Genomic DNA, 12,406 nt, shown 5'->3' with positions numbered 1-12,406 from the left:
TCTTCTGGCTGTGATCAACGAGTCCTGACCCTAGTGTCCCGTTAACCTAAGGCATTCTACCTTGTTAGCGCGGCGAGAAAGGGCGCAACAGATGTTCGACGCCTTCTTCTGTCTGACCCATCAGCATAACAAGTGGCTGGTCGCGCTCGCGGCCCTGGTCTGCATCGCGGCGACCGGCAGCGTCGTGTTCCTTCTGCGCCATCTTGGCGCCGCGCCGGCGCGCGAGCGGTCCCGCTGGCTGCTCGGCGCGGCCTTCGCGTCGGGGACGGGTATCTGGGCGACCCACTTCATCGCGATGCTCGGCTACGATCCCGGCATCGTGGTCGGCTACCTGCCGGGACGTACCCTGGCGTCGCTGGCCATCGCCATCGTCATGACCTGGGCCGGGCTGCGGACGTGCGTCCTCAGGCACGACCGCATCGGCTATGTCGCCGGTGCGGCGATGGTCGGCACGGGCATCTCGGCCATGCACTATCTGGGCATGAGCGCCGTCCTGTTTCCGGGCACCTTCCGCTTCTCGTCCGTCCTGGTCGTCGCCTCGGTCTTCCTCGCGGTGCTGCCGGTCGCCCCGGCGCTGTACCTCGCCATCGCTCGCCGCGGCGCCGCCACGGGAACTGCCGCTGCCGCCTTGTTGACGCTAGCGATCCTGCTGCTGCATTTCACCGGCATGGCCGCGATCAGCGCCGTGATCTCCGGGTCTGCGGCCGGCACGGGCGGGATCGTGCTGGCGCCCGACCTCATGGCGCCGCTCATCGCTGTTGCAGCGCTGGCGGTCCTGGTCGTGACGGTCGGCGCCGCCAAGGCGCGCGCCGTGCTCGCCTTGCGGGCGCGCGGGACAACGGATGCGGGTTGGGCGGCGCTGGTCCGCTCCAGCCTCGTTGCCGAGTTCGACCTCGACGGCACCGTCCGCTGGGCGAACGAACGCTTCCTCGATACGCTGGGCTACCGGCTGGACGAAATTGCAGGGTTCCCCGACCGCTCGCACGAAACAAGTGGCACCGCATCGAGATCGAGCGATCCGGCGTTCTGGGCAAAACTCGCTGCCGGCGAGCACCAGACGGGTGAGTACCGGCGCATCGCGAAGGACGGCCGTGTGGTCTGGCTGCAATCGACCTACACCCCGGTGCTCGATGAGAAGGGGCGGCCGATCCGGGTTCTGGAGGTCGCGACCGACGTGACCGTGAGCAAGCTGGCGGCTGCCGATTCCGCGGCGAGGCTCGCGGCGCTCGATCGCAGCCAGGCGGTGATCGAGTTCGCGACCGACGGCATCATCCTCGACGCCAACGACGTCTTTCTTCGCCTGACGGGCTATACGCGCGACGAGGTGGTCGGGCGGCACCACCGGATGTTCTGCGACCCCGCTTACGCCGGCACAGCCGACTATGCCGCCTTCTGGGCGAAGCTCGGCCGCGGCGAGTTCGATGCCGGGACCTACCGCCGCGTCGGCAAGGATGCCCGCGAGCTGTGGCTCCGCGCCACCTACAATCCGGTGCTCGACCCGGATGGTTGCCCGGTGCGGATCGTAAAGTTCGCGTCCGACGTGACGGAGAGCCGACAGCGCAATGCCGAGTTCGAAGCGCTCACGCTGGCGATGCGGCGCTCGGCCCTGACGATCGAGCTTGCCCCTGAAGGCATCATCCTCGCGACCAGTAACGGCTATCTCAAGGCACTGGGCTATGCACCGGAGGATGTCGCGGGCGAGCACCACAGGATTTTGTGTCCTCCCGAACTCGCCTCGAGTGACGTCTATGCGGCAGCCTGGGAGACGCTTTGCCGCGGCGAGCATATGACGGGCATCTTCAAGCGGCGCGACCGTGAGGGCCGCGACCTGTGGTTCCAGGCAACCTACAACCCGGTTCTCGATCCGAACGGCCGGGTCGTGAAGATCGTCGGCTTCGCCACCGACGTGACGGACGCGAAGCTGCGCAGCGCCGAGTTTGAGGCGCGATCAAAGGCGATGGACCGCAGCCAGGCGGTCGTCGAGCTTGGGCTCGACGGGACGATCCTGGAGGCCAACCAGAACTTCCTCAACGCGCTGGGCTATAGCCGGGCCGAGGTCATCGGCCGTCACCATCGCCTCCTGTGCGACCCTGACTATGCGCGCTCGCCCGACTATGCCGCGTTCTGGCGCAAGCTGGCCGGCGGTGCCTTCGACGCAGGTCTATACCGCCGGATCAGCAAGGACGGCCGCGACGTGTGGCTGCAGGCGACCTACAATCCCATTCTCGATCCGGACGGACGGCCGCTGAAGATCGTCAAGTTCGCGACCAACATTACCGAGGCGCGTGAGCGCGATGCGGAGTTCAGCGGCCGCGATGCGGCCGTCGATCGCAGCCAGGCCGTGATCGAGTTCGATCTGAACGGGCTGATCCTGTCCGCCAACCGGAACGCGCAGATCATGCTGGGTTATGGCAGCGAGGCGCTCGTGGGCCAGCACCACCGCATGTTGTGCGACGCTGCCGAGGCGCGCTCGACCGATTACACGAGGCTTTGGGAGCGGCTGTCGCGGGGTGAGTTTGATGCGGGACGGTATCGCCGGATCGGGCATGACGGCCGCGAGATCTGGATCCAGGCCTCCTACAACCCGATCCTCGATGCCGATGGACGGCCGAGAAAGGTTGTTAAGATCGCCGCCGACATCACGCGCCAGGTGCTGCTGGAGCGGGAAGCCGAGCACCGCCTTGCCGAAAGCGAGGCGCTGCAGCGATCGCTCGACCTGCGCCGACAGGCATTGCAGGACACGGTGGCCGAGCTGGACACGATCGTGACCGCGATCGGCGGCATCGCTGCACAAACCAACCTGCTCGCGCTCAACGCAACGATCGAGGCGGCGCGGGCGGGCGAGGCAGGCCGGGGGTTCACGGTGGTCGCGTCGGAGGTCAAGAAGCTGGCCAACGACACGCGCGCGGCGACCGAGCGTGCGACGGCCATGATCGGCGCGCGGCGCGCCAGCAACGACGGCTAGTAAGAGGATGGCGAGCAGGACGAGATGATGATGCCAGATGATAGCAGGCGCGCCCATGAGGCGATCCGCGCCGCTGCCTACGCGCTTCGCGACTGCGTCAAGGCTGGACCTCCGCTTACCGACCTCGGCCGGCTACGCATGAACCTGGCCAATGCGGTACGGGAGTATCTGCCTACACAGCAGGGCTGGAACAAGGAGGCCCGAGGCTATTTCGCCGATCGGATGCCGACTTACGAGCGGATCATGGAAGAGGATCGCGAGCTTCGACTGCGCTACTCCGACCACATACGGCGTTGGAGCGGCAACGCGATCGCTTCGGACGTCCCGACCTATGCTGCGGACGTCGCAGCGCTGGTCGACCGCCTCGACCGCTACCTGCGCTCGCTCGAGCACGAGCTATACAAGCCGATGTTCGAGGCAGGGATCGAGGCGTGATTGGTGGTCAGTTGCCCCGGTAGGTGGAGTAGCCGTAGGGGCTGACCACGACGGGGACATGGTAGTGCGCGGCAGGGTCGATGACGCGGAACACGAGATCGATCTCGGGGAAGAATGGCGCCGCTTTCGCGTCCGGGTAGCCCGACATGTCGAACTGCAGCTTGTAGATGCCCGGCGCGAACCGCGACGGCTACCTACCCGAGGCCGATCTCTCGGTCGAGATCGGGCAAACCTGTAGTCCTGCATGACGATCTGGCATCTTGCATCACCGCGAGCAGCTATCGAAACCGGCCTCGATCACCTATCGTTCCTCAAGGCAGGGTCGTTGGTCCTGCGAAACCGATGGTGGGGGTGCCGTTGCGACCTGTGTCAGCTGCGATCTGTGTTCCGGTCCGCAACGAGGAGACTGCGTTACCGAAGTTGCTGGAGGCGATCGGGCGACTGGACTTGGGCGACGTCGAGGCTGCCGTGTTCTTCCTCCTCGATAATTGCTCGGATGCGAGCGAGCAGGTGATACGCGAGCATGCTGGTCGCATGGCCCTTCCGTTCACGGTGGCTCAGGGAGACCCGTCCCCTGATGCCAATGCCGGTCGTGCACGCCGGGCCGCCATCGCCCTCGGCCTGCATCATGCGACGAGCACGCCCCACGGTATTCTCCTGACGACCGACGCCGACAGCCAGCCCCGTGCCGATTGGGTCAGGGCGGCACTGCAGGGCCTGGCCTCGGCCGACCTTGTCGCCGGGCGAATCGTCCGGATCGCAGCGGAGCGGGATCCGGTGCAGGGGAGGGTCGAGCGCTACCTCGATCGGCTTCACGCCTACCGACGATCGGTCGACCCCGTTCCGTGGGACAGTCCTACCGGCTCCCACTGCTCAGGAGGCGCCAACATGGCCTTCCGACCCGGAGCCTATCAGGCGCTGGGCGGCTTCCAGCCGGTGCCATGCGGCGAGGACGCCGCCCTGCTCGACGATGCCGGGCGCGCCGGGTTTCGCGTGCGCCGCGATCCCGGCATGGTGGTTGCGACCTCCTCACGGCGGCTCGGCCGGGCGCCGGGCGGCATGGCCGCTGCGCTCAGTGCCATCGACCATCATGGGGCACCCTCAATGCCGCATCCGCGAGGGGCGGCATGGCAATACCGACAGCAGGCGGAGGCGCGCCGCATCTGGGCCGGGCTCCCCGATTCCTTTGTCGCAGCTCGCTTCGGCGACCGTATCGGATTGACCGGTGACCATGTGATCGGCGTCGCGCGCGACTGCCCCAACGCAGAGGCGTTCGCCATGCGTGTCGTGCCGGCACTGCCCGATATACCCGACGTCACCCTCGCCGAGGCCGAGCATGCCCTGGCAACGCTCGAGCACCAGCTTTGCGAGCAGGCGGTATGACGACGGCCGGAGCTCTGCGCCATGCGATCGTCGCGGCGGGGTGGGCGACCGACCCCGCCGGCGATCCGACGACGCCCAAGGCATATCTGGACCTGCTCCGCCCTCTTTACGCTGCGGGACGCCGGGATCTCCCCATCGGGCGCCTGCTGGAGGGGCATGTCGATGCGGTGCAGATCGTGTTTCGATACGGCACGTCGTCCCAGGTCGCTGCGTTGCGGGCGCGGATCGCTGCGGGAGCGATGCTGGGTGTGTGGAATGCGGGCCTGCCGGGTGAGCCGCTGGTGCTTACCGGCGGACGGCTGACCGGCGGCAAGGGCTATGCATCGGGGGCGGGGATACTGACTCACGCGCTGGTAACCGCGGATAGCGAACGCGGGCCGCAGCTGCTCCTGCTCGACCTGGATGCCGATCCGCCTGCCATCGATCGGGAGTGGTGGCAGACGATCGGCATGCAGCGGTCGGAGACACATCTGGTACGCTGGTCCCGCGCCGCGATCGGTGAAGATGACCCGATCGGCGAGCCCGGCAGCTACGCGCGGGAGCCGTTCTTCAGCGGAGGCGCGCTGCGCTTCGCCGCGGTTCATGCCGGCGGTATCGCGGGTCTGCTGGACGCGGTGCGTGACCACCTGACCACCCACGAGCGCGCTTCCGATCCGTTCCAGGCATCACGGCTCGCCGACCTGTTCCTGCTTGCCCAGGGTGCAGCGGCGAGCATCCGCGACACGGCGGGCGCCTGGTTCAGCGGGACGGATGCGGAACGCCTCGCCCGGGTGTCCGCTGCGCGGCTATCGATCGCCGGTTTTGCCGAGCGCGCCCTGACGATCGCGCAGGAGGCGGTCGGGCTGCAGGGGTTGTTCCTGTCGCATCCGCTGGCGGCAAAGATCGCCGATCTCATGGTGTACCTGCGCCAGCCGGCGCCTGACGCGCATCGCCTTCGCGTCGGCCAGGCTGTCGCCGAGCACATCCTCGACCCCATCCTGTGAGGATCGCGCTGCGAAACGTGCGTGTCGCGCTGGTGATCGCCCCGCACCCGGATGACGAGGTCATCGGCGCGGCAGGCCTCATTGCGCGGCTTCGCCGCCATGGAGCTCGGGTCCGGGTTGCGGTCGTGACCGATGGTGCCGCATCTCACCGGGGCAGCCGAAAATGGCCGAGGACGCGACTGGTCGCGGCTCGCCAGCGTGAGAGCCTTCATGCGCTACGTCGTCTCGGCATCGTTGCTGGCGACGTCTCGTTCCTCAATTTGCCCGATGGCCAGTTGCCCTCGATCCCGGGGCGCTGTTATCGCGCGCTGCGCCGCCAGGTCGCACGATGCCGGGATCTCGATCTCATCGTCGGACCGGCCTGCGATGACGACCATCCCGATCACCGCGCCGTAGCCGCGGCCGTAGCCGGATGCCCGGGTGGCGCCAGTCGGCTGACCTACCGCGTGTGGCCGCCTCGCCCGGACAGGTCCGGACCGGCATGGCGCATCGCTGTGCCCGGGGGAGTTTCGGTGAAACGGTCCCTGATCCGCGTCTACCGGACGCAGCTCGGCGCCGTTTCCGATGACCCAGCAGGCTTCACGATCGCGAGACACGAGCTTGCGGCCTTTGCTCGTCCGGTCGAGCGCTACCGGCCGGGTTCGAAGTGACGAGCCCGATCGATCTTGCCGGGTTCGCCGCCAAGTTCGCCGGCGACGACGATCCCTGGCGCACCTTCACCGCCCGTGACGAGGCGGTGAAGCGTGCCGCGATCCTGCACGCGATAGGTCACCGACCGGTCGGACGGGTGCTGGAGCTGGCCAGCGGCAACGAATCCAACAGTGCCGCGATCGCGAGGATGGCGTTGCGCCTCGATGCGACCGAGGGCACGAGGGAGGGGGTCGACCTGACGGCACGCGCCGTCGCGGCCTGGCCTCGTGCGTGCGCATCGCTGCTCGTGCTCCCCGGTCAACCGCCACGTCTCGTCTATGACGTGATCGTGATCGCCGAGATCCTGTATTACCTCTCAGCGCGAGAGATGGCCCGGGTTGCGCGTGAGATGGCCGCTCGCCTGCGCCCAGGCGGCATCATCGTGCTCGCGCACCACAGGATTGATTTCTACGATTTCGTCCAGCATGCGGCAGGGATCCACGCCCGGTTCCTCGCAGAGACCGGGCGTTGTTGGACGGTTCGCACCGCGCGCCGCACCGGCCGCTGGGTCGTTACCGCGGCCCGCGCCGATGGTATGACCCGATCCCGTTGAACGCGAGCGAGGCAGCACGTCCCACGTCCGTGCGATATGAGGCTTGCCGTTAAGTGGAGCGGCAGGACGTCCACCTGCCGCTCCCGCCAGGGTCGTCAGGCCGCCGCGTCGAGATCGACCTTCATCTCCCGAGCCCAGAACCTGAGGTCACGACAGGTCGTGACGAACGCCTTGACGTCCTTGCTCTTGCTTAGGGCTACGAAGCCATCGTCAAGCTCCGGCACCCGAGAAGCGTCGAACAACGTGGCGGCTGCATCGGTGTAGCCGATGAACTTGCAGTGGCCGAACGCGTCCGCCACGAAGTCCTTGGAGGCCGCATCCTTGGCGAGCATCGCAGCCCCCTCCTCGGACGGGAGCACCGCGACGGCATCGAACAGGACCGAAGGTCCGCCGTCGATCTTCTGCTTGGCCGCGACCTTGGTGCCGTCGTCGAGCGTGACCCCGCCGATCTTCGGCGCGACCACCTCCCAGACCGCGCCTTCGGCTTCCAGCGCCTTGGTCAGCGCATTGAACAGCTCGGCGCTCGACCCATCGGTCAGCAGCAGGCCCATCTTTCGCCCGGCGAAATTCGCCGGGCCGTTGGCGAGGATCGAGAGCGCCGACGATGTCGGCAGGTCTAGCGTCGGCTTGGCCGCCTTGGCGGCGTCCGGCAGGTCGAGGCCGAGCCCGTCCGCAACGGTAGCGGCGAGATCCTCGTCGATGTTGCGCAGGTGGCTGACCGCCCGGGCCCGGATGTCGACACGATCTACCTTCGACAGCTCGAACACCAGCGCGTCGCCGATGTGCTTCTGCTCGATCGGCTGCTGGCTGAGATAGAACTGCCGCGCCTGGCTGTAATGATCGGCAAAGGTTTCGGACCGAATCCGCTGCTTGGTCCCCTGAACCTCGGCGGGGAAGCTGGTGAAGCCGATCTCCGGGTTCTCGCGCGGACCGCCTTCCGCGCCCCAGCTGTTCGGCTCATAGTTCACGCGCCCCTTCGGATTGCGCATCGCCATGTGGCCGTCCTGCTGGAAGTTCATCACCGGACAGCGCGGGGCATTGATCGGCAGGTGGGTGAAGTTCGGGCTGCCGAGCCGCTTCAGCTGGGTATCGAGATAGGAGAAGTTGCGGCCGTGCAGCAGCGGGTCATCACTGAAGTCGATGCCCGGCACGATGTTCTGCGTGCAATAAGCGACCTGCTCGGTTTCGGCGAAGAAGTTGTCGACGTTGCGATTGAGCGTGAGCGTACCGACGATGCGGACCGGCACGTCCTCCTCGGGGATGAGCTTGGTCGAGTCGAGATGGTCGAAGGGAAGCTTGTCGGCGGTTTCCTGATCGAACAGCTGGACGCCGAGATCCCATTGCGGGAAGTCACCGCTCTCGATCGCCTCCCAAAGATCGCGGCGATGATAGTCGGGATCGGCGCCGCTGATCTTGACCGCCTCGTTCCACAGCACCGACTGGAGCCCCTGGCGCGGCTTCCAGTGGAACTTGACGAAGGTCGACCTGCCTTCCGCGTTCACCAGGCGGAAGCTGTGGACGCCGAAGCCCTCCATCGTGCGGAAGGAGCGGGGGATCGTGCGATCGGACATGATCCACATGATCATGTGCCAGGCTTCCGGGGTGAGGCTGGCGAAATCCCAGAAATTGTCGTGTGCGGTTTGCGCCTGGGGGAACGCCCGGTCGGGCTCCTGCTTGGCCGCATGGACCAGATCGGGGAACTTGATGGCATCCTGGATGAAGAACACCGGGATGTTGTTGCCGACGATGTCCCAGTTGCCCTGCTTCGTGTACATCTTGACGGCGAAGCCGCGCACGTCGCGCGCCAGATCGCGCGAGCCCTTGTTGCCCGCTACCGTTGAGAAGCGGACGAACACCTCCGTCTGCTGCCCGACCGTGCTCAGCACGTCGGCGCGGGTGTAGTCGGCCAGACTGTCGGTCAGTTCGAACACGCCGTGCGCGCCATAGCCGCGTGCGTGGACGACGCGCTCCGGGATGCGCTCGTGATCGAAATGGAAGATCTTTTCGCGGAGGATGAAGTCTTCGAGCAGCGTGGGGCCCCGCAGACCCGCCTTGAGACTGTTCTGGGCATCCGCGATCGGGATGCCCTGCTGCGTGGTCATGGTAAGTGCCGCGTCCGAGGTCGTCTGGCGGGTTTCGCCGCCATGGCCCTGCTGCTCGGCATAGTTCGTCGGCTGGTCGGCACCCGCCGGCAGCGGCGGTGCCTTCTTGGCCGTCTCGCCCTTGAGTTTCACCGCGTCGCTTTTGATGCTCTTGCGTGCCATGGACGTAATCCTCCGATCACGCCCTTAATGCCACCAGCGCCACGGCGGTGCGAGGCATAAATCTTTGTAGCGACTGGGAACCGACCCGGAGGAGCGAAATCAAGTTCTGTCAGTCGAGCATGGTTGCCGGTTCGGACGACAGGCGCGGGCTCGGCAACGTAAGTGCTCATGGCTGCGCAGAACCCGACTGCGGCTTCCTTGGTCCTGGATCACAGCCAGGGAAAGCCGATATGAACCGGTTGAGGATGTCGTAACGCCTTGCCGTTAGCCGAGCATGATGTACTCCCAGGTCGTACAGGTTTTCGACTGCGTCCGGCACGACCACGATCCGTGGTTGGTGCTGCTCGCGGGCCTGGTTTGCCTCTGCGGTATCTATGCGTCCTTTGCCCTGGCCGACCATGCCGTACGCTCAGGGCGGAAGACGCGCAGCCTGTGAGAACCTGTCACCATCGTGTCGGCCGGCTGCACGGCCTGGGCGACCCACTTCATTATCTTGCTGGCTTTCAAGCCGGGCATGCCGTCTGCGTTCAACCCGCTGGCCGTACGGCCGTTTTACGGCCGCTCGTTGATGTAAACGAATCAAATAGACGGGGACCCATGCCGCGGCTCAAGGCGTTGAGCGTGATAGACATGGCCCTGACGACAGGGACATCCACTCAGATGAGGAAACGACATGCGCGCACTATGCTGGCACGGTAAAGGCGATGTCCGCGTCGACACCGTTGCGGATCCCGAGATCAAGCACCCGCGCGACGCGATCATCAAAATAACCGCCTGCGCGATCTGCGGGTCGGACCTTCACCTGCTGGATGGCTACCAGCCTACCATGGAGGCCGGCGATATCCTCGGCCACGAGAACATGGGCGAGGTCGTGGCGCTCGGGTCCGAGGTAACCAACCTCAAGATCGGCGACCGTGTCGTCGTGCCGTTCACCATCAGCTGTGGCGAGTGCTGGTTCTGCAAAAAAGGTCTGTTTGCGGCCTGTGATCAAACCAATCCGAACGCCGAGATGGCCGCCAAGGCGATGGGCCATTCGCCCGCCGGGCTGTTCGGCTTCAGCCACATGCTGGGCGGCTACTGCGGCGGCCAGGCTGAGTATCTTCGCGTGCCGATGGCGGATGTCGGCCCGATCAAGATTCCTGACAACGTTACCGATGAGCAGGCCCTCTTCCTATCGGATATCTTCCCGACCGGCTACATGGCCGCCGAGAATGCACAGATCGAGCATGGCGACACCGTCGCGATCTGGGGCTGCGGTCCGGTCGGCCAGTTCGCCATCCGCTCCGCGCTGATGATGGGCGCCGGCCGCGTGATCGCGATCGACGAGGTGCCCGAGCGACTCGCCATGGCGGAGGCCGGTGGCGCTGAGACGATTAACTTCGCCGAAACCGATGTCTATGACGAGCTGCAGGCGCGAACCAAGGGCCGGGGCCCCGACAGTTGCATCGATGCTGTCGGCTGCGAGGCGGCCGCGCACGGGGCGGCGGACGCGGTCATGGACAAGGTGAAGGCAAGCATGATGCTCGCCACTGATCGCGTCCACGTCCTGCGGCAGGCGATCATGAGCTGCCGCAAGGGCGGCACGGTCTCCGTGCCCGGCGTCTACGTCGGGATGGGTGACAAGCTTCCGATCGGTGCAGCGATGAACAAGGGGCTGACGATCAAGCTTGGGCAGACCCACGTGCAACGTTACACCAAGCCGCTACTGGATAAGATCGTCGCGGGCGAGATCGATCCCAGCTTTGTGATCACGCATCCGGCCAGTCTTGAGGACGCGCCCGAGATGTACGCCAAGTTCCGTGACAAGCAGGAAGGTGTAATCAAGGTTGTCATGCGGCCGCACGGCTGATTGGCGGAACAACCGGGAACAGGACGCTTATCGATGCCGATCGCCGCCGCCGCTGTGGATTATGTTCAGCGGCGGTGTCGATCAGCTTGCAACCAAGTATGTCGGCAGATCTAGGTGTCAGTCAGGCTGCAACGGATGATTCTTGCGGAGAGGCAACGAGCCATAGCCGCAGCGCTTCTTCCTCCATCGGACGGGCAAAATAGTAACCCTGCGCCTCCTCACATTCCAACTCGGCCAGGATCGCCGCGGCTGCGGCGGTCTCGACGCCCTCGGCAACGACCCGGTAGCCGAGATCGTGCGACAGCGTGATCATCGACCGGACAAGCGCCTGTCCACGCTCGTCATCGGCCAGATCGCGAAACGAACGACTGATCGATCGGGCTGGTGCCCACCATCGCGGTCGCGCCGATCGAACATACCGCGACGTTCCTGACCGTGGTGTCCATGGCGGCGCTCGGGCTCGGGGTCGATATCCGCACCGTCGCCAAGGCTGGCGGACGGGTCACGCTGGCGGTGGTGCTGTCGCTCCTCTGCTTGGGCGGAATCAGCCTGATGCTGATTTGCATGTTGAAGCTGTCGTGAGGGGCGGCGCGAAGGGCCTGAAGCTTGGCTTTTCAAGTTTGGCCGCTTACACCTCACCCGATCAACACCTTCTCTCTCGACGGTGGTGGTGGGACACCCTTGAGGCACTTGCACGCTGCCAAGGTTCGTCTGCGAGAAGGGGACGCCGGCGTATTTCGGCAATTGGTACCGCTCCGTCGCCTGTGTTTCGTGGCGGGGCGGTATCCAAACTCATCGGCTGTGAAACAACATGAAACCGATCAGCCTGCCGCATCGCTGGTCGGATCCTCGCATCCGGCATGCGATCGACCGAAGCACCAGATCGCCCCGTACCCGATCATCAACCCGATCAGGACCAACAGCGGGGTGGCGGCTTCAGCGATCGAGGCACCCATCTGGTTGAAGCGAATGAACAGGTGCATGGCGGCCGTGGCCGGTGACAACCAGGCGATCGCCGCCAGCCAGCCCGGCATTTCATCGAGCGGCCATGCGAAGCCGGCCAGGAAGACGAGCGGCACCGAGGTCGGCATCAGGAGCTTCAACGCGTCGTCGCCGCTGCGGAACAGGCTTCCCGCGACGAGGCCGAGAGCGGCTACCGTGGCCGCGAACACAGGAAGGGCGAGCAGCAGGCCGGGCACATTGCCGGTGCGTGGCACGTCCTGCACCCAGAACGCGAACCCGAACACGAACAGTGTGGATCGGCGTGGAAAAGGGACCCCGGTA

The 12,406-nt window shown here is 65.8% G+C and carries 11 protein-coding genes and 2 pseudogenes; 9 read left to right on the top strand and 4 right to left on the bottom strand.

Annotation, left to right across the window (positions count from 1 at the left end; genetic code table 11):
• Window positions 1–91: 91 nt before the first annotated feature.
• Both AVT10_RS18745 and AVT10_RS10270 read left to right on the top strand, forming a co-directional pair.
• Window positions 92–2,965: a PAS domain S-box protein gene (locus tag AVT10_RS18745; protein ID WP_066690629.1), complete on the top strand. Its 2,874-nt coding sequence runs from the start codon at window positions 92–94 to the stop codon at window positions 2,963–2,965.
• A 27-nt stretch (window positions 2,966–2,992) separates the two neighbouring features.
• Window positions 2,993–3,400: a hypothetical protein gene (locus tag AVT10_RS10270; RefSeq protein ID WP_157092738.1), complete on the top strand. Its 408-nt coding sequence runs from the start codon at window positions 2,993–2,995 to the stop codon at window positions 3,398–3,400.
• Window positions 3,401–3,407: 7 nt separating this feature from the next.
• Here the strand turns inward: AVT10_RS10270 and AVT10_RS10265 are convergent.
• A pseudogene (locus tag AVT10_RS10265) lies at window positions 3,408–3,572 on the bottom strand (hydroxyisourate hydrolase); the annotation flags it as partial.
• Here AVT10_RS10265 and AVT10_RS18945 point away from each other — a divergent pair.
• The 5 genes and pseudogenes from AVT10_RS18945 to AVT10_RS10250 all read left to right on the top strand — a co-directional run.
• Window positions 3,515–4,129 (top strand): annotated as a pseudogene (locus AVT10_RS18945) (glycosyltransferase); the annotation flags it as partial. The pseudogenes AVT10_RS10265 and AVT10_RS18945 sit on opposite strands and share 58 nt — an antisense overlap.
• Before the next feature lie 159 nt (window positions 4,130–4,288).
• Window positions 4,289–4,783, top strand: a complete 495-nt coding sequence (locus AVT10_RS18940; protein WP_010408760.1) for a glycosyl transferase — start codon at window positions 4,289–4,291, stop codon at window positions 4,781–4,783.
• Window positions 4,780–5,766, top strand: coding sequence for an acyl-CoA dehydrogenase (locus AVT10_RS10255; protein WP_066690620.1), 987 nt, complete (start codon window positions 4,780–4,782; stop codon window positions 5,764–5,766). Before AVT10_RS18940 ends, AVT10_RS10255 begins: the two co-directional genes overlap by 4 nt.
• Window positions 5,767–5,783: 17 nt before the next feature.
• A complete protein-coding gene (locus tag AVT10_RS17775; RefSeq protein WP_232307964.1) occupies window positions 5,784–6,416 on the top strand; it encodes a PIG-L deacetylase family protein in 633 nt (210 codons plus the stop codon).
• Entirely contained in the window at window positions 6,413–7,009 is a 597-nt protein-coding gene (locus tag AVT10_RS10250; RefSeq protein WP_066690618.1) for a class I SAM-dependent methyltransferase, read from the top strand. The genes AVT10_RS17775 and AVT10_RS10250 overlap by 4 nt, the downstream gene beginning before the upstream one ends.
• Window positions 7,010–7,104: 95 nt before the next feature.
• Here AVT10_RS10250 and AVT10_RS10245 read toward each other — a convergent pair whose 3' ends face one another.
• A complete protein-coding gene (locus AVT10_RS10245; protein ID WP_066690617.1) occupies window positions 7,105–9,273 on the bottom strand; it encodes a catalase in 2,169 nt (722 codons plus the stop codon).
• Window positions 9,274–9,946: 673 nt separating this feature from the next.
• Here AVT10_RS10245 and AVT10_RS10235 point away from each other — a divergent pair.
• Entirely contained in the window at window positions 9,947–11,122 is a 1,176-nt protein-coding gene (locus AVT10_RS10235) for a zinc-dependent alcohol dehydrogenase (RefSeq protein WP_066690615.1), read from the top strand.
• Between the two features lie 121 nt (window positions 11,123–11,243).
• Here AVT10_RS10235 and AVT10_RS18555 read toward each other — a convergent pair whose 3' ends face one another.
• Entirely contained in the window at window positions 11,244–11,474 is a 231-nt protein-coding gene (locus tag AVT10_RS18555) for an EAL domain-containing protein (RefSeq protein WP_211091120.1), read from the bottom strand.
• A 32-nt stretch (window positions 11,475–11,506) separates the two neighbouring features.
• Between AVT10_RS18555 and AVT10_RS18550 the strand changes: the two genes are divergently transcribed.
• Window positions 11,507–11,704, top strand: a complete 198-nt coding sequence (locus tag AVT10_RS18550; RefSeq protein WP_066690605.1) for a hypothetical protein — start codon at window positions 11,507–11,509, stop codon at window positions 11,702–11,704.
• Window positions 11,705–11,943: 239 nt separating this feature from the next.
• Here AVT10_RS18550 and AVT10_RS10220 read toward each other — a convergent pair.
• Window positions 11,944–12,406, bottom strand: a 463-nt coding sequence (locus AVT10_RS10220) for an ABC transporter permease (protein ID WP_157092737.1), incomplete at its 5' end; no start/stop codon positions are given.

It is taken from the genome of Sphingomonas hankookensis, assembly GCF_001619955.1.
GTDB classification, from domain to species: domain Bacteria; phylum Pseudomonadota; class Alphaproteobacteria; order Sphingomonadales; family Sphingomonadaceae; genus Sphingomonas; species Sphingomonas hankookensis_A.
The sequence above is the reverse complement of the archived record's forward strand: the minus strand, read 5'-3'. Positions and strand labels throughout refer to the sequence as shown.